The 18,048-nt window shown below is 45.8% G+C and carries 15 protein-coding genes, 1 tRNA gene and 1 pseudogene; 8 read left to right on the forward strand and 9 right to left on the reverse strand.

Annotated features, from left to right (window positions below; genetic code table 11):
• The 5 genes and pseudogenes from H6F66_RS29150 to H6F66_RS01580 all read right to left on the reverse strand — a co-directional run.
• Window positions 1–192, reverse strand: a pseudogene (locus H6F66_RS29150) (IS982 family transposase); the annotation flags it as partial.
• A gap of 308 nt (window positions 193–500) precedes the next feature.
• Window positions 501–1,121 carry a hypothetical protein gene (locus tag H6F66_RS01565; protein WP_190417570.1) on the reverse strand — a complete coding sequence of 207 codons (621 nt, stop codon included), beginning with the start codon at window positions 1,119–1,121 and terminating at the stop codon, window positions 501–503.
• A gap of 85 nt (window positions 1,122–1,206) precedes the next feature.
• Window positions 1,207–2,856, reverse strand: coding sequence for a CHAT domain-containing protein (locus H6F66_RS01570; RefSeq protein ID WP_190417571.1), 1,650 nt, complete (start codon window positions 2,854–2,856; stop codon window positions 1,207–1,209).
• A 177-nt stretch (window positions 2,857–3,033) separates the two neighbouring features.
• Window positions 3,034–5,481 (reverse strand): protein phosphatase 2C domain-containing protein, encoded by a 2,448-nt coding sequence (locus H6F66_RS01575; protein WP_190417573.1) that lies wholly within the window; start codon window positions 5,479–5,481, stop codon window positions 3,034–3,036.
• A 155-nt stretch (window positions 5,482–5,636) separates the two neighbouring features.
• Window positions 5,637–5,876, reverse strand: coding sequence for a DUF6737 family protein (locus tag H6F66_RS01580; protein ID WP_313931485.1), 240 nt, complete (start codon window positions 5,874–5,876; stop codon window positions 5,637–5,639).
• 122 nt (window positions 5,877–5,998) lie between these two features.
• On the opposite strand from H6F66_RS01580, the gene H6F66_RS01585 reads away from it, so the two are divergent.
• Complete coding sequence (locus tag H6F66_RS01585; protein ID WP_190417577.1) at window positions 5,999–6,442, forward strand: hypothetical protein; 444 nt, start codon at window positions 5,999–6,001, stop codon at window positions 6,440–6,442.
• A 107-nt stretch (window positions 6,443–6,549) separates the two neighbouring features.
• On the forward strand, window positions 6,550–6,822 hold the full coding sequence (locus H6F66_RS01590) for a hypothetical protein (RefSeq protein WP_190417579.1): 273 nt from the start codon (window positions 6,550–6,552) through the stop codon (window positions 6,820–6,822).
• Between the two features lie 69 nt (window positions 6,823–6,891).
• Here the strand turns inward: H6F66_RS01590 and H6F66_RS01595 are convergent, their stop codons facing one another.
• Window positions 6,892–7,236: an NAD(P)H-quinone oxidoreductase subunit M gene (locus tag H6F66_RS01595; RefSeq protein ID WP_190417581.1), complete on the reverse strand. Its 345-nt coding sequence runs from the start codon at window positions 7,234–7,236 to the stop codon at window positions 6,892–6,894.
• A 152-nt stretch (window positions 7,237–7,388) separates the two neighbouring features.
• Window positions 7,389–7,931 (reverse strand): 3-isopropylmalate dehydratase, encoded by a 543-nt coding sequence (locus H6F66_RS01600; protein WP_190417582.1) that lies wholly within the window; start codon window positions 7,929–7,931, stop codon window positions 7,389–7,391.
• On the opposite strand from H6F66_RS01600, the gene H6F66_RS01605 reads away from it, so the two are divergent.
• The 4 genes from H6F66_RS01605 (at window position 7,930) to H6F66_RS01620 (ending at window position 13,779) form a co-directional block, all read left to right on the forward strand.
• A complete protein-coding gene (locus tag H6F66_RS01605; RefSeq protein WP_190417584.1) occupies window positions 7,930–8,094 on the forward strand; it encodes a hypothetical protein in 165 nt (54 codons plus the stop codon). The genes H6F66_RS01600 and H6F66_RS01605 overlap by 2 nt on opposite strands.
• 124 nt (window positions 8,095–8,218) lie before the next feature.
• Complete coding sequence (locus H6F66_RS01610; protein ID WP_190417586.1) at window positions 8,219–9,109, forward strand: hypothetical protein; 891 nt, start codon at window positions 8,219–8,221, stop codon at window positions 9,107–9,109.
• 696 nt (window positions 9,110–9,805) lie between these two features.
• Window positions 9,806–12,001, forward strand: a complete 2,196-nt coding sequence (locus tag H6F66_RS01615; RefSeq protein WP_190417588.1) for a GAF domain-containing sensor histidine kinase — start codon at window positions 9,806–9,808, stop codon at window positions 11,999–12,001.
• Between the two features lie 95 nt (window positions 12,002–12,096).
• Window positions 12,097–13,779: an AarF/ABC1/UbiB kinase family protein gene (locus tag H6F66_RS01620; protein WP_190417590.1), complete on the forward strand. Its 1,683-nt coding sequence runs from the start codon at window positions 12,097–12,099 to the stop codon at window positions 13,777–13,779.
• A 129-nt stretch (window positions 13,780–13,908) separates the two neighbouring features.
• Here H6F66_RS01620 and H6F66_RS01625 read toward each other — a convergent pair.
• Window positions 13,909–13,981: transfer RNA gene (locus tag H6F66_RS01625), tRNA-Glu, on the reverse strand.
• Window positions 13,982–14,285: 304 nt separating this feature from the next.
• Between H6F66_RS01625 and H6F66_RS01630 the strand changes: the two genes are divergently transcribed.
• Window positions 14,286–14,777: a hypothetical protein gene (locus H6F66_RS01630; RefSeq protein ID WP_190417592.1), complete on the forward strand. Its 492-nt coding sequence runs from the start codon at window positions 14,286–14,288 to the stop codon at window positions 14,775–14,777.
• Window positions 14,778–14,827: 50 nt separating this feature from the next.
• On the opposite strand, the gene H6F66_RS01635 is transcribed toward H6F66_RS01630, so the two are convergent.
• Window positions 14,828–16,615 carry an iron uptake porin gene (locus tag H6F66_RS01635; protein WP_199295012.1) on the reverse strand — a complete coding sequence of 596 codons (1,788 nt, stop codon included), beginning with the start codon at window positions 16,613–16,615 and terminating at the stop codon, window positions 14,828–14,830.
• A 253-nt stretch (window positions 16,616–16,868) separates the two neighbouring features.
• On the opposite strand from H6F66_RS01635, the gene H6F66_RS01640 reads away from it, so the two are divergent.
• Window positions 16,869–17,846 (forward strand): aldo/keto reductase, encoded by a 978-nt coding sequence (locus tag H6F66_RS01640; protein ID WP_190417594.1) that lies wholly within the window; start codon window positions 16,869–16,871, stop codon window positions 17,844–17,846.
• Window positions 17,847–18,048 lie beyond the last annotated feature (202 nt).

Consider the following 18,048-nt stretch of genomic DNA (forward strand, 5'->3'; position numbering starts at 1 on the left):
GTAAAACGCTTTAAAATTCCGGTAATGAGATTGATGAAATGCAATCTCGATGGTCATAATTTCGCTCAGGCACAGTTGACGATGGCGGTGGCGATGTTTGAGTGCATCCCTCATCAGTTGTTTATGCCACAAAGGTTCAAAAAGAAGGCAGAAATCATCGACAGAGCAAAAAAGTTCTTCTAGACTAAGCATGGGACGAGCCTGTAAAGCTATTGTGTGATGACTTTTAGCTTACTCGCTTGTCCTCTCCTTATCCCGAACTCAGGTTACTCAAATTCTAAATACAAATTTCTCTAAAAAATATATAACCGGTGGTATTGATATACTCACCGGTCTTATGGAACGCGACGCACACCACACAGTAGCTAGAGGTGTAAAGTCCACATCACCCATCCTAAGCAAATTGCTCTATATGGTTTTTGTTGATTTCAAAACAAAAGGCAAGTTCCTGACGATCGCTCTTGCGGCTTAAAGCCAATCTAATATGTCAATTAGTCAACTTACTGTTCGCTTTGTGCAGTTAGCTTGTTGAATTCGTTTATAGCATCGTGAGCGATCGCTAAACTCAAACGCGCCTGCTCAGTCTGAGATAACTCACTCCAATCTACTTGGCGGACGTTTCTTACCTCAGCTTCTCGCATAGAGAATGCTAATGGACGCGCCCATACCTGCAAAACATCTTCACCCCACTCAGGTAAAAGATCCTGAACGCACTGCACCATCTTATCTGTAAGTGACAATTGACTTGACACCACATCTTGGGCTTTTGAAAATATCGTATCGAGCCACTCTTGGGGAACACTACTTGCAAACCGTTCGGCAATTTTAGCTCTAACCGAGACTGCGCCTGATTCGGTAGCAACTGCTACAGCTGTATCTCTAACCCAACATTCGTCGAATTTGGCATACAGCGATCGCGATCTAGCTGTAATTTCCTCATCCAACCACCCATCAAGCTCAAACCCTTGTTCCAACTCTGCCCAATACGCTTCCGTGTTTGGATCAGTAGGATTCCAAGGATAAGTAGACTCATCTGGCTGTAGGAGAGCTTCTAGTAGCTCCGTTTCCACTTGTGAGCGAGAATTTTCAAAACATTCAAATTCCATTGATTTTACCGCCATTTTGATGCTCCTGTGTGTATTGTTTTACCAACGTCGGCAGGGATAGCTACAGTGGCACCTTAACCTGTTCCGTAAACATTAATCATTACTCAATATTGTCTTGAATAATAAATTCCCAGGTTTGCCCCTGGGTACTTCCAAACTTTAACTGGGTTCCAGATTGTAATGGTACTTCCTGATGGAATACTCTTTGCCAACCATTGGGGCCTAAAATGAACGTGCCATATGAAGAATTATCACTTAAGAAATAAGTAGGCTTACCCCCTTCAAAAGAATCGCGGCAGAAGATTTCAGCGTGTTTGCGAGAAACCTCTTGTTTTTCAATTACCAAGTCATTCTCTCGGTGGCGTCCTACACGCATATGTCCGCCTTCAATTTGCTCAACTTTAGACAGCCCTCCGATTAAACGCAGATAAGCTGATTGAGTGGTTGATTCAGGCGTTTGTAGAGAATCTACCGGGAATTGCGTGGGGTTCTCCTCAATAGGTCTAATCAGCTCACCATCAAACTGCGGGTGCATATATAGAACTGGCAAAGTCCAAGCTGGTTGGTTGAATTTGTAAAGCGTTAACAGCTTTTGTCTTGCCACCGCCACCGCCTCATCAATTGAGTTTTGTGCTGCCAAAGCTTGGGCAAAAGCCTGAATAAAGGAGAGAGCTTCCTCGTCGGCAATTGGCTCCCGCATTCCCAACACTGCTGGGACACCGTGATGGATCAGCACCTCTGCCAAACTGCTGCGAGGTAGACTGTGCTGGTTGTACCGCTCTGGTTGAGCACCCCAACAAGCATTAAACACTGCTAGCTTGACATGACAGCGAACCAAAACCTGCGCTAATTCTGTGCCATTGATTCGGGCATCTGGTCGCAAAAATAACAAGCCGCCATCTGGCGCTCGTTCGCCATGACCTGCATAAAACAAGATGTTATATTTTTCATTTTCCAGGCGGGAAATTAGTTCTGCTTTTGTGGGTTGCAGAAGCGTATCCACGTGGCACAGCACTGTGCGGCTGGAATTTTCACCTTCTTGAGAGTCATTTTTGCAACATTCGAGAATTTTAGCTAGAGCTTTTGCCTCTTGTTCCAGCTGCAAAGCGGAAGCTGTTTTATGTTCGCCATTATTCTGGTTTGGGTCAGGATCTCCCAGTATCAGCAGAATATTTAAAGACTGTTCTAAGCGCTGGGGTGGCAGGGGGTCAACGTTGCTGGTGGTGCGACTAAAAAGAATTTGTTGCGATCGCGATATCGCTGGTTTCCCTGTCTCTGGTTGCATAATTTCCCAAGGCACAGCGATTAAATCCGGATCGCGAATTTCTAGCCGCAGCCGCAGCTGTTTTTTCTGCCCTCTGGCAAATCCTTCGCTTTGATCGAGACTTCTTTTAATCGCTCCATCAAACAGCCACCTCCAGAGGCTAATTCCTAAATCTTGCATCAACATTGCCGTATACGGAAGCACCTGACCGTTTGCAGAAGGGGTTGTGTTTACGGACTTAGGGGCTAGAGGTGGCAAGGAAGCTTGATGTATCTGGGGAACATCAGGCAGTTCGCGTGTGGAAAACATTTCTTGCCATGCTCGCCAGGACTGCGTTAAAGTCTCGGGCCAAACACACTCGTTGAGGACTTGCCCATTTGGAAAGGGAGCCTTCAGAACCCATATGGCAAAACGTTCTGCCCCAGTGGTGGTTCTGGAGAGAGGATCGATCGCTAAACTAAGGCAGGGATTCTCAGATTGGTGCATTCAAAGCCATCAACCTTAAAATTGGCAATTTATGGGGCTTTTTATTCAGTCTACCTGAACAGCAAGGAAATACTTATAGGATATATCTCTCCATCTGTTATCGCTCAGCTTGAGAGCAAAGATTTTTATCTAGTGCAGTTCGGTAGAAGTTGCTGACTATGATAATGTGCCGATGTTCTAAGGAGAAGGTGATGCTGTGGTGGCTGGCGTTGGTGAGGCAGTCTTAATGGCACATTCACCCAAATTACTAGACGTAGCTGTGAAATTTTGCACCAGTACAGGTGTAAATTCCGACTCTCTTATCCAGCCGAGATCGCCTTGTTTCACTGGACGATAGGTGATAACAGGTGACTTAGAACCAGTTGTCTGTGAGGGTTGCCAAACGACTCCTGGCGGTTGTTTTTTTTGTTCTGGGGCGGCTGGTGGTTTTTGGGTACCAGCATTTACATTGGGAGATGGAACTGGAGGTTCAGGTGTAGCAGGTGTTGAGCAAACCTGTACTTGTAGCCAGGTGTCTAGGTTTCCATTTCTTTGAATTGAGCTAACTTGCAAAACACTACCGGGCAAGATTATACCGTTTACTGATTCGTTTTGAGGTTGCTGAGTACCGCGTCTGAGTAAAACGGGAACTTCGTTATCTTGAGAGTTCCTGGTTGTGAAACTGTTAATTTGCACTATAGTTCCCGCTTCTATATCGGGAGCCGGGGTAGAGCTGGTAACTGGTGGTTCTGTTGACTGTGGTGTCGTAGTCGGCGTTGTGGCGGTGGGGGTGGGAGTGGAATCTAGACCAATTAGGGGATTCACCCAAGCTTGAACTTCTGGAAGAAACCAGTAAGCGATCGCTCCCCCTAAACTTGCGAAAATAATTAGCATCAGTAGCGTTAACCAGGGACTCCCAGAGGAAGATCGCTGCGGAATAATCTTCGTTTTAATTCTGGAAGAAGCAGCTTGGGGAGAAGCCAAATTTCGCGTTCCCCCAGCTTCAGGTTCTGGAATAGCTGCCATCTGTAGTGCGGTGGCACTTTGTCCAGCCTGTGCCTCTCTTACCTGACAGTAAACTAGGCCAATGGTCGTATTATCGTGTCCATTTTGGGTATTGGCAATCTCCATTAGCCGCGATCCGGCTGTTGCTAAATCAATCTGACCTTCCAGAACTGGCAGAATCTCTGTTTCCCAATATTGTTCTACTCGGTCGTTGTCACTCAGACCATCCGAGCAGAGTAAAAATATAGAGTCTTCATCCAGAACAAAGCGCTGTACGGTGGGATGCAACATTAATGATGAACCCATACCCAAGGCTTGCACCAGAGAACCAGCGCCTGCTTGTTCCACAGCAGCTCGATAAAGAGAATATCCCAGGCGCACCTCTCGCGAAGCAATGTCATCATCCAGCGTTACCTGACGGCAACCAGTGCGAGTAATCCAGTAAGCTCGACTATCTCCCACATGGGAAATATACATTTCATGAGCGTGGGCTAGCGCCATAACTAACGTAGTTCCCATACGTTGTCGGTCTTGACGCTGTTCTAAGTCGTTGCGCTGGCTGATAACATCATTGGCAGCACAGGCAAAGCTTTCTAATTCCAGATTGATAGTTGTCGGATTTATATTGTTCGGGTTTTCCAGCAGATGCTCTACCCGCTCCCGGATGGTTTCAATCGCTAGATTCGAGGCTACTTCGCCGCCTTCGTGGCCGCCGATGCCGTCGCAAACAATCGCTAAGGGATGCTCTTGTGTCTCCTGACTACCTGGAGAAGGTGGGTAGCAGGAATCTTCGTTTTGCTTGCGGATAGGGCCGGTGTCGGTACGGGTAACAATTTGATAGCTGTATGAAAGCGATCGCCCAATTTTAGCGAGTCCCGACTCCAAATGTACCACCAGTTGATCTGATGACGGTATTGTTCCTTGTACCAGCTCCTGACACACTTGTGCTAAAAAATTGGCAACTGTTGGATGTGCCGAACTCACCCATTGCGACCAAAGTTGACCTAATTTTTGCAGGGTGGCTGGTTGATTTTGATCGTCGCGTAATTCCAACAATCTGAAGATTGAACCTTCTATTCGCAGCAGTTTTGGTGTCAGCAAAGTAGAAGCTACGCGGTTGCTTTGCAAAGGGGACCACAAAGAAGCCATCTGCCAGAGAAAGGAAAGTTGGCTCATGGGAGACGCATTTTTCCAGACGCTGACCAATTCTGGCATCAGCTGCCCTTCAAGGCTACCAGTGGTGTAGATAGGTGAGTTTTCTAGCAGCCAAATTTCGCTGTTACGTCTTCCTTCTCCCGATGTTATTTGCCCGTATACTTGGGGAACGTGCAGTTGATAGGAAGAAAGCTTGAGATACGGTATGAGGCTATTTGGTATCTCCGGCGGCATCTGTGGCAATAGCCCTGGTCTAGTATCTAGAACAATGCGGTAAGCGAAGCTATCCCGAAGGGAATCGCTCTTGTGCAAGTATCTCTCAGCAATCAGGCTTCCAGTTTTATAAGCTTCTATCCCTTCACCCATCGCCCACAGGTAGCGTTTTGCAAGCGGCGTGCGGCATTGCTGGCAAAAGTTATGGCTCTCAAGGTTTGGAGCCTGACAGTTCGGATTTGAGCAGTATAGCGTTGCCGCAGGATTTTTCATCAAGGTTATGCGCTCCTATCAGCCAGTTGCGATTTAGCTTGCCCTCAAGATTGGCTACCTACACAAAGCAGCTTTTTCTCAAATTGCCAAATCTGAAGCGTTACTCTGGATTGTAGCGTCTGGCACCCTATAGATTAGTAATTTTCTAATTAAAATCATTCTTCCCTAATAGAATTTTGCGTTTGTTGGTAATAAAGCTTCATCAATCGGGGCCAGAATAACAAAAAGTATGACATCCAGATGAGGATAGGAATTGACACGCCAACCGTTATCCAAATACTTTTCGCCAGCACCCAAGATGCACCGATTATCGCTATACCAGTCAGCAGGATCGACCAAGGCTGACACCACCAAGGTTTATATTTCCAAGGGCTTTCCGACGATTCTTTATACACTATAGTTACGAAATAATCAAGTTGCTATTTATAAGTTTATCGGCTCATGGGTAGACCGGGTGTGAGGAAATTTGCACGGTAGCGTTAGATTGAAATTAGGCTGTGTTCCCAGCACTAGCATTTTGGGAAATGCTCGCGGAGCCATCTTGCTTGATCCGTATATCCTCAATTGCAGCTTTCCGTTAATTTTTGTACTGCTTAACTCTTGTCATACTATCTTCTTTGCGATCGCTATGCCGAAGCCTGAAACCAACACCTCTGGTGAACCGAACTTCACAGACCTTAACTCTCCTGCTAGTGCAGAGATTAAGCAATTAATTTCTAATTTACAGCAGTCTCACCATCTGCGTTCCAAGATGATGAATCTCGAAGCTTGGGCGCTTGCTGAAACGATGGATCATTTTCTTCCTGGGTTCTGGAGCCGCTTTTTGGACAATCGTCGCACGGCTATGAAGCAGTTTTTGGAGCGGAAGCGAACTGAGCGATCGTCACAGGCTGCTACAACTAATCCGCCTGCGGACGGTATCGATATTCCCCAAAACCCACAGGATGCCCTTCCTAAATGAAGGAATTAATGAATACTTGACTTACGCCCGCAGAAAGATGCGATCGCGCCTTCATTCTTCTAATCTAAAATAAGAAAACCATAAATTTTTAAATCTTCAGGAGTTTTATGGAAACCCCATCCAAAGATACAAAAAATAGAACTACCAATCCAGGCGATACTATCTCCGAAGAACCTCAAAGCATTGAAGAAAAAAGAGAGCAAATCGCTGTAGATGCACCGGATATCACTGGCGATCATATCGTTGTTCCTACTTACTTTGAAGTAGATGAACCTGATGGCGAACACAAGGCTTTACACCATGTTAAAGATGCCGAAGAAATATCTGACGTGATTCGTCAAGCTCGCGTAGACGAAAATGGCGAACGAGTTTGGTGGTAAGTTACTTCAAGTAATTAGTTGTTAGAAGTTGTTTTAAATACAATTTTATCTAACAACTAATTACTCTTATTACTCAGCAGTTTGAGCGCTTACTTGGGGTAGCCCCATACTGTAATTGAGAACCCGGCTGTTCAAGTTATAACTAATTTGACCTTGTTGCAGCATGAATCTCATGAAATGCTCTAAATCAGAACCGATGCGGCGCAAATTATATTCTGTCAAGTCTGCACCATTGTAGGATTCAACCAATTCATCAAACTTGCGATAAATTCTTTGCAGAGCGTCGTCATTCCAATTAAATTCATTATCTGGGTCGATATCCAGAGTTAATACTTTATCACTTTCGACCAGTTCGTTATTCTTAACCTCAGCAGTGTAAATACGGATGTGGCGGGTGGTACACTTCAGCAGCATAGTTGTAAATTCTTCTTAGAAGAAGGACACTTTAACTATTGTAAATTATTGTAAAAACAATAGCTGTCAACTTAAAAAATTTTGAGTGTGGTATTTTGAGTTTTGAATTAAAAAAATTAACTCAAAACTCATAGCTCATAATTTTTTGACCGCTACCGGGAAATCATCCCTGTCTGACGAGCATAGGCAAAAATTCCGCCAGCATCAATCACCGGGCCTACTTCGCCTAACGGTTTCAGCGAGTAGGTTTTGCCTAGCGTATGGTTAATCAGCTGATTTTGTTCAAAATCAATTGAAACTTCTTGTCCCGTCTCAAATTCATCACACAGCCGTTCTACAGATTCCCAAGGGTAGAGTTCTCCGGTTGCTGCACAGTTACGGAAAAAGATCCGAGCGTAACTTAGAGCCACTACCGCTTTTACTCCGCTAGCACCAAGAGCTATCGGTGCGTGTTCCCGTGAAGAACCACAGCCAAAGTTTTCTCCAGCGATAATGATGGGATACTGTGTTTTTATTTCGCCCGGCTTCACAAACTCGCCGTAACGATCTGGCAACCCAACGAGAGCGTAACTACCCAGTTTTTCGTACTCGTCAGGCTTTGAGGGAACCAGAGTCAGGTATTCAGCTGGGATAATTTGATCGGTATCGATGTTGTCATCCAGAACAAAAATTGCGCCGCGAATTAATGCGCCCATGAGCAGTATCCCGGTTTTCCCATCTTGGAGTTTAGCTATTTCACTTTATCATCCAAGAGCGACATCCGCCCTCTTAAAGAGAGCGCAGGTTGTCAAGAACGCGATCGCCCACCACCAACGGCAAAAATTCGCTTTGCCAGAGAGCAAGTACGGTTTTGTCTGACTAGCAGTAAAGTGGGCCTGGGCAATCAAACAAAATTTATCTTCGGATCTTCAACAAAAACACTGATACTCTAATAAATAAAAAAAACTCAGGTTGAACTACCGCATCCTTTGCTCAAATAAAAATGGTTGATCCGATGGATGACATCGCCAAACAGGCTCGCCAGGGCAGCGTCGCGGCGATTATTCAAATACTCAATGAAAAGCTGGCAGAGTCTGGTATCAGAACCAGAGCGATGTTTGTCGATGGTGTCTTGCAACTTTTGTGTGAGGCGGCTACTCCCCAGCAACTCGAACAATCTACCCTGGTGCAGCGAATTCGGCAGATTCTGGAGTCAATTGCTCCGCACAATATTCGGCGCGTCAACATCAACAGTCGGATTGTCCGAGAGCAACAATTACTCTGGTTAGAAGAAATTAGCCGCGATCCGGACGCTCAACTGCTGTGGTCAGAAGAAATTATCCTTGCCAAGCCAAACATTCTCCGCCGTCTAGGCGAGGATTTAAAGGATCGCAAACCTGCCAAAAATAAGGCACCCCTTCCGCAACCTTCTTCCCGTTCAGGGCGAGAAAAACGCCAATTCTGGCGCGGCATTGTTGGGGGTGCAAGTTTATCGTTATTTTTAGTGCTAGTTGGCTGGGCTATTTATGATTGGCTAGGGCCTTTTACGATTGCTAGGGTACCCACCGGATCGCCAAACTCTCCGGCGCAGCCGACTACACCGCCAGCAACATCCTCCACCCCATTTTCAGCGGCTACCAGTACCCCTGTATCTGCCTCATCAGATCCTTTTGCTGAAGCTGTACGAATAGCTGAACAAACTGCTGGGGCTGGGAAAGATGCTCAAACTTCGGCTCAGTGGTTGGATTTAGCAGCTAGGTGGCAACGAGCGTCCGATCTGATGGCTGCTGTCCCCCAGACCGATCCCCGCTATCCGACAGCTCAGAATCGGGTCACAGCCTATCGCCAAAAGAGCGAGATTGCACAACGGGAAGCGCAGAAAAGGCGTTCTTAGTTGGGGATTGGGGATTGGGGATTGGAAGGACTCTTACCGAGCCCCTTTCAGTACCCAGTAACCAGTACCCGTTAATTTCAGTCTTTAGGTAGAGGATAAATGCGATCGCGATCGCATCTATTTTCTTAACACGTCACTGCAATAACCATAGCTATGACTTAAAGTATTTCTAGCTTTCTACCAGGTCAACGCAAGCCGCGATGTCTGGTCAGCAAGCCTAAAAATCTCCCGTGCTTGGAGGCGGAGAAAATTCTAGAATAATCAGCTCTTTCTGTGGAACGGTTGATAAAAACAGCAATTTTCACCCCTTACACTTTGCATTTTGAATCACATCTATTTTGGGGGGCTAGCGATTGGGCAGTTAGATGTAGGCAATCAAAGTATTTTAAATCACCTTTTACTAAGTAAAATCACGAAAAAATTGAATATGCCAGTTGAGGGCGGGGAATATGGGTTCAGAACTTTGAGAATTTCGCTAATCAAGCTGGTAGAAAACTGTAAATTCTGGGAATCCTAATCTAGAGAGGGGAGAGCTTAGGATCTGGTTTACCCAGTCATAGTTGTAAGAAATTTGCTGCGGAAAGCTCTGTGGTAAACCGCTGCTTCTATTGCCACTGTGTCCAAAGCCTGTCCTCTACACAGTAACAGTGTCTCTTAGACACTCACTTAACGATCCCCTATTTAAGCTCGGCGAAGATGAATGATGCACAAGCGGATATGGATGTAGCCACTGGCATAGCGAAGCATCTGCACGTTAGCGTTAGCGGATGCGAAGCGCTTCCGGAGAATCTAGCGGCTCCGGAAGGGCGATCGCTACTAGCACCTCGGAGGGTAGATTCTTTTACCTCAAAGCTGTCTAGCCCTTCCAGTCCAGTTTTCACGCAGGAACATAAGGGCGCAGTCATGAACTATAAGGGCGATCCGATTCAAATCGGGCAACAGATTACTCAAATCCTCCTCAATAGCCCCGATCCGGAAACGGTGTTGCTAAAGATAGCGGATGTTTTGGGCAAGAGTTTTCAGGCAGACACGTGCTTAATTTCATCTGTTGCTAGCCATCAGGCAACGCCGCAGACGGTCGTGTGGTGTGCCGATGACCACACAGGTTTAGCGGGAAATTTGAGTGAGATTCGCTTTAAGCTGTGGATGCTGTTGAACCCATTGCTAGAAGATAACTTGAGCAATAACGAGCCGCTAGCCATTTCTGATATTCATGCAATTGAAACTAGGTTTGCTGTAGAAGATCCGGTACGAGCAGTGCTGGTAATTCAAACCCAGTTTCAATCACAAGCAAATGGGCTGATTGTCATAGGGCGATCGCAACCCTTTGAGTGGACAGACGTTGAAAAAGGATTGCTCAAAGCTGTAGCAGATTCAGTAGCGATCGCTATTTCTCAAGTGCAACTCCAGCGGCAGCTACGCATCGCCACTCAATACCAAACTCTGATTAACCAGCTAACGATGGCAATCCGTAGTGCCATTGAAGTAAATCAGATTCTTCAGATGGCGATCGCTGGTACCGCTCAAGCTCTTGAGGTTGAACGTGGCTTTATTCTGCTGTTGAAATACGTCGATCCCCTATTCAAAACTCGTTCTTTAACAAAAGCTCTTCCCAAAGCGAAGGTTACAGTTGCTTGTGAATACAACACAGGGGAACAAGCCGCTATTTCGGAGCCGGGGAGCGCTCTAGGGGAGAGCTTTGCTGACAATATCAGCAGCGAACAAACATCTTCCATAAACCCGCTCTCTTCAACGCTCCCAAGTTCCTTTTTGCTGTCAGACTGTTACCTGTGCCAACAAGCCTTCCAAAAGGCACCTGAGCCAGTCATTATTACCGATAAACAAGATATTCCCACCTCTAATGGTTTTGACCTTTTTGACCTGGAAACCATGCCAGCTTTGCTGATGGTTCCCCTCGAAAGTCAAGGTACTGTGCTGGGATTTCTGGTGCTACAGCATCATCAGCCTCGTTCCTGGCAGTCAGAAGAGTTAGAGCTAGTAAAATGGGTGAGCGCCCAGGCGAGTACGGCAATTATTCAACATCAATCAATACGAGTGAGACAGGATCTCGTCGAGGAACGCACCGCTCAACTACAAAGGAGTTTAGAAGTCCAAGCGAAGTTGTATGACAAAATGCGCCAACAGGTTGAGCAGCTGCGGCAACTCAATCAAATTAAGGATGAGTTCATCAACGCTATTAATCACGAGTTGAAAACACCGCTCACTACTATGAGTGTAGCGATTCGGATGTTGCGTCAAGCGGAACTGCCGACGGAACGCCGTGCTAAGTACCTGGAAATCTTAGATCAGCAGTGTACTCAGGAAATTAATCTGATCACCGACTTACTGACCCTGCAAAAAGTAGAGTCTAAGAAATCTCCGATTGAGCTGCAAAAGATAGACCTCAAACAAGTAATTCAGAATTTGGCTGAGCCGTTTGCAAAAAAATGGGCGGATAAGGGATTAACCTTGGAGATAGACCCCCCTACGCGATCGCTGATGCTGCAAACCGATTCCGACAGCCTGAACCGCATTATAGAAGAACTATTGACCAATGCTGGAAAATTCTCCGAGCCTGACTCTATAGTTAGTTTGCGGGTTACTCACCAGGTCAGTCAGAAAGTTAATCAAATTGCGCTTTGCTTGACCAACACTGGCGCTTGCATCTCACCGACAGAAGTGGAGCATATCTTTGAAAAATTCCGTCGCGGCCAAGTTGCGATCCAAAATGCCGTTCAAGGCACTGGGTTGGGCTTGGCTCTGGTAAAGTCTTTAGTACAGCACATAAATGGCGCGATCGCACTCACTAGCTGTCCTATTGAAGATACCCAATCTTGTGAAACCTGCTTTACTCTCACCCTACCTCTAGTTTTTGACCTTACCAAAATCTAAAGTCTAGAAGCCACAAAATTAAGAATTAAAGATGCCAAATTACAAACTTTTAATTTTTAATTCTTTTCTGACTTCTCGCTTTAATCACCAATATTATGCTTAAAAAGGCGGAGCCTAAATCACTACGTTGGCAACGAAATAAATATTCTCCACTAGCACGACAACTAGACATTTTTGGCTCAGCAGCAGCGTTGATGTTTTATTTGTGGTGGGATAGTGTATTTAAAAACGATTCCACTTTACATAGGAAACGCCGCGCTCAGTGGTTAGTTAATACTCTGCTAGATTTAGGGCCGACATTTATTAAGATTGGACAGGCATTGTCCACTCGTGCTGATTTGCTACCCCTAGAATATGTGGAGGCGTTGGGACAGCTACAGGATCGGGTTCCTGAGTTTAGCGACATACAAGCGATCGCTTTAATTGAATCCGAACTCGGCAACTCTATTCATGCTTTGTATCGGGATTTCGATCGTCTTCCCATTGCTGCTGCGAGTCTAGGACAAGTACACAAAGCACGACTGCACACCGGGGAAGATGTAGTAGTTAAAGTACAGCGTCCGGGATTAGAAAAGTTATTCAAATTAGATTTTCAAGCTTTGGGTAAACTTGTCCGGTTTTGTCGGCGCTATTTGGCTTGGACAAGGAAGTATGAATTAGAAGCAATTTATAGTGAGTTTTTCAACCTTCTATATCAAGAAATTGACTATATCCAAGAAGGGAAAAACGCCGAACGCTTTGCTACCAACTTTAGCGATTATCCTCGGATTCTTGTACCAAAAGTTTATTGGCGTTACACCACAACCAAAATTTTAACGGCGGACTATTTACCGGGAATAAAGGTAAACGATCGCAAAACAATTGAAGCCTGTGGTTTAGATCCTAAGAAAATTAACCAGATGGGTATTTGTTGTTACTTAAAACAATTATTACTAGATGGCTTTTTTCAGGCAGATCCCCATCCGGGAAATATGGCTGTAAGTCAAGATGGTAGCCTGATTTTTTATGATTTTGGCATGATGGCAGAGTTGAAGTCACTTGCTAAAGATCAGATGATTAGGACGTTTTTTGCAGTATTAAAAAAGGACACGGACGAGGTACTTGATACCTTAATTGACATGGGGTTAATTGTGCCAGTGGCAGATATGACCCCGGTACGTAGACTATTAACATTTATTTTAGATAAATTTACGGAAAAGCCTATAGATATAAAAGCTTTTAGTCAAATGAGTACAGAAGCTTATGCCATGTTTGAGCAGCAACCCTTCCGTTTGCCTGCTCAGATGACATTTATATTAAAATCGTTGACTACTCTGGATGGCATCGCTAGGGCGTTAGATCCTGAATATAACCCAGTAGCAGCTGCTCAACCTTTCATTAAAAGTATCACTATCTCTCAAGGAAAAGGAACGCTAATCGGAGAATTAGCCAGACAAGCTAGGGATTTCGTTAAATATAAATTGCGACAACCTAACCCAACCCAAATTGTAATCCGACGTTTAGAAGAACGAATTGAACGGGGTGAATTGCAATTGCGGGTGCGAACAGTTGAAAGCGATCGCGTCCTCAAACGTATTAATCTAGCTATTAAAAGCCTAATTTATGCCTGTTGCACTGGTTTTACTTTGATAGGTGGCGTGATGCTGCTGTCACTGCCTGGGTATAGTGGTTTGGGTGTAGCTATTCTGACTTTATCTGGAATCTGGTTCTTGGCGCTGTTGCGATCGCTACTTATTCTAGGCGTTAAAGAAAAATTTGACAAATTCACTGAAAAATAGCATAGGGTGGATGCCCACCCTATATCTATCTAGTTTGTCTGGCATATTCCCTATTCACCTTTATATAAACTAAGTCCCTGTAAGGATTTAAACTCTTACAGGGACTTAATTTAGATTATTTAGTTTTAGTACCCCCAGGGGAATTCGAATCCCCGTCGCCTCCGTGAAAGGGAGGTGTCCTAGGCCTCTAGACGATGGGGGCCTGTCCTTTGCACTTTTATTAAGATAGCCAATAAAAATGGTTATGTCAACACTTTTGTAGAATTTTTTTTCTGGCGGGCGAGGGAAGGAAGCGATCGCTACCCAGCAAGACGTGATTTAATCAAGAAACTGGAGGGAGGATAAATCCTGCCTTCTTCACCTTCATCCCCGGTCTAAAGCCCGAAATTAGGGTACTCGGTACCTGTTTGTCCGAGGTTTTCGGCATATTCTTTATAAGACGATCCCTAGAATTGCCCTCCGTAGAGCTGTTAGAACAGAAATAGTATTCTATCTCCTCACAGTCAATGCTGACCCATCACCGCAAACCAGTCTGTCTATCACTTGTATCGACCAATCTTCCGGTTTGGTCTACAGTTGAAACCTCTGCCACACTCTATCAAAAAGACAAAGAGCGGTTTCACCTACTGCTCACGGAACCGTCAATCGGAGAATGGGAACCTAGCGCCAAAAAGCCTGCCCCTGGTGACGACCAAACGACGGTAACGCCACGACTTTTGTGGCTAGAAATCTCGCCTTACCGGGTAATTATGACCATGCAGGGAAACGGCAAGTTGAGTTATCGTCACCTGTGGGAGCGCGGCATTTATGGGCTAAGCCGCTATTGGCTGCATAGCGAGTCATTAAGCGGTTCTGGACAGCTGCGTTTGAGGAATTTTACCCGAAGTTTGACGCTAGAGGGGCGTGTTTTACCGGAGCATCTGCGGCTGGAGTACGAGTTGTGGTCAGAGAAGGTTGAGTTGGGTAGCTATATTTTGAACCTGGAAATTCATCATTAGTTTTTGGCTAATGGTTAATGGCTGATAAACAATTAGCCATTAGCCATTAGCTAAAAACTAAACGTGGTGCGGACGGTGCCAATAAAAATATCATCATTGGCAGCGTTGTGGTCGGGAGCCGTCAGCCAAATTATTCCTGGTGTAAGGGAAATATTATCCGTCAGCTGGTATTGATAGAAAGCTTCCAGATGCAACGAGGTGTCGGGGTCTGTGATACCCAACTGGCTGAGGCTTGCAGCCTGATTTGTGACTTTCGGCTCCATGCCAATAATTAAACCCGCCAGATTGCCTTTTTTCCCCAAGTCAGGAAACGCCAGCGTCACAGCCCAGTTCCAAATACTAGCATCCCCTCGCTCGATTACTCGCGCCGCTGTGTAACCAGCCCATCCCCCCACTACAAACTGGGGGCTAATTTGAAAGGAAGCTTCTACGCCATAAGAATTGGTAACAACTGAGAAACCTAGTGGATTTAACAAATTAGCTAAGTTAGCATCATTGCTGCCCGTTTGCAGGTCGTTGTTATAAGCGTGAACATAGGTTAAGCCAATGCTTGCGCGATCGCTTGGCTTAAATAATACTTGTGCTAAGGCACCATAAGAGCTATTAAACAAACCACCGCCAGCAGCAGGATTACCAGCGTCACCACCTAAATAGCCTAAACTTAGTTCCAATTTGTCGCTGAAGTTGTGCCTGACACCCACACCAGCACCTTCAACTTGATAATAAATGGAAGGGCGCGTCCCAAAGCGAGACAAAGCACCCCTGGCACCATCGCCGTCTAGGTAAGGATTAACGGTATTGGTAAAATCTGCGGCATCAGCATTAGCAGCTACAACGACTTGCGTGTTGTTGTTAATTGGGAACTGGTACAGCAACTCATCGATAACCACATCACTGCTAGTATCGCCAGCAAAAGCCAAGTCGCCTTCGGGTGTGAGGGTGCGGTTAGAAAGAGAACCAAGTCCTTCTGCCTGAAGTCGCGTCAAGAGTAAGTCTCTACCTGTCAAGCTGGTTTTTAAGTTTAGGCGCGTCCGATGACCGAAAATCGTCGCGTCGTCGATATCTTTACCAGTCGCATCTTCTCCTGTGGGAATAGTGCCAACTCCAAAGATGACTTCTCCGGCGAGTTTGGTGGTTTTGGAAAATGCAGTCAGTTCTAGTTCCGCAGTTCGCGCTGTTGCTGCATCAACTTTCCCGCGTAGGAGGGCTAGTTCTAGGGTATATTCTGCTTCTAAGCGTTTTAAAATCGCTAAGTCTTCTTTGCGGATGGCATTCGGGCCTGGTACAGCCAGCACTTGAGTAATCCGATCTAAGGTGGCTTTTACGGCGGCGGCAAATTCATAACGGCTTAAGGATCTGTTGCCCCGAAATGTTCCATCTGGATAGCCGCTGACTATACCATATCTCTCTACTAACGAGCGCAGCGCTTCATAAGCCCAGTCACCGGGTTGGACATCCCTAAGCTGGGAAATGTTGGTGACTTGACTCATAGGGTCAGTGCCTTGGTCAATTTCTTCCAAGCTTTGTTGGTCAATTTGTTCCAAAATTGGTGTTTCGTCGATTGGCTTATCTGAAGGCATCAGAGTCACTGATGTTTCTGGCTCTGGTAGGGTTTCCTCTGGAGGGGAGTATCCGAATTTTGTAGATATATCGCCCCTCTGCCCTATCCCCTCACCCACAAGGGGAGAGGAGGCAGAAAACGTCACTTCCCCATCAGGGGGTGTTGCTGCTAATACTGGATGGACGATCAAGGTAGGGGAAAGGTAAAAAGGCAAAAGCCAAAATAAATTAGTTGTTACTTTTACTTTGTTGAGAGGATTAGGTAAGATTTGAGACATTTTTAACACCACTTCTCACACTATTCAACTTTCTCGTACATTGTCGATTTTCAGGCTGTTTGTGGCGTTGTGGATAAATTAACGAATTTTCTTAAGCGCAGAGATACAGGTACAAGAGGCAAATCGGCGGTGTCCCAGCCAATACATCTTTTGATAACAATAAAAAACATCCTTGGAGATTATCCTTGGGAGGCGGGAAATATAAGCGCGATCGCTGCTAAAACAAAGAAAGAACCACCACCATAAAACAACTATGACACCAAAAACTACGCGCCGTGTTTTCTTGGCGATAAGTATGGCTGTGGCGGGGGGAATCGTCGGGGGTGCGGCGCTGAAACAACAATCTACACCAGCATCATCAGATGGGGTGCCAGCGACGGCGACAATGCCAGAACGGGTACTGGGTAGTACAGGGGTGCGCGTTCCTATTCTGGGTTTGGGCGGTGCGGGTCAGACACCGCTATCTTGGGAAGGAAAGGAAAAGGAAGCGATCGTTCTGATTCAACGTGCTTTAGACTTGGGTATTCGCTACTTTGATACGGCAGATAGCTATGGCCCTAGTGAAGACTATTTAGGCAAAGTGCTGCCAGCACATCGGGCGCGGCTCTTCCTTGCTAGCAAGACGGCTCAAAGAGATAGAGACGGTGCTTGGCGTGCATTAGAGCGAAGTCTAAAACGTCTAAACACAGACTACCTTGACTTGTGGCAACTCCACCACGTCTCTTTTGAAGAAGAACTAGATACAATCTTTGGGCGTAACGGTGCGGTTCAAGCTTTGGAAGAGGCAAAGCAGCAAAAACTGGTGCGTTTTGTGGGCATCACCGGACACCACGAAGGGACAATTATTGCTGAAGGTTTGCGTCGCTATGCCTTTGATACAACACTCATCCCAGTGAATGCCGCAGATAAACACCACCCGCGTCCGTTTATACCTGCTGTGCTGCCTGTGGCACGAAGCAAGCAGATAGGAGTAATTGCCATGAAGGTGCCAGCCTACGGGCGATTGTTTAAGCCTGGGGTGCTGGACGGGATGCACCAAGCATTGGGGTATACGCTTTCAGTCCCCGGTGTTCATTGTGCTGTGATTGCTGCTGAAGATATTGCACAGTTGGAGTCGAATGTCAAGGTGGCGCAGGCATTTGAACCACTGTCTGAGAATGCGATCGCCCAAATTGAGCAACGCACTGCGGCTGCTTGGCAAGATAACACTTTCTTTCGCGCCTGGACTTAAATTTTGAAATGCAAACAAGTCGCTTTAGGTGCGATCGCGTTTTGGTTTACTTGACCTAATTCGATATTTCAATCAACCTGTCGTTTGGATCGCGCAGGTAAATAGACTTGATTGCTCTTGTGGCTAACAAGACCATCCACAAGGTCTACAACGTATGAGCTATTGACAATAATTGATAATAACTACTTGGACATATATACTT

Origin of the sequence: Trichocoleus sp. FACHB-6, assembly GCF_014695815.1 — a bacterium.
GTDB classification, from domain to species: domain Bacteria; phylum Cyanobacteriota; class Cyanobacteriia; order Cyanobacteriales; family FACHB-T130; genus Funiculus; species Funiculus sociatus.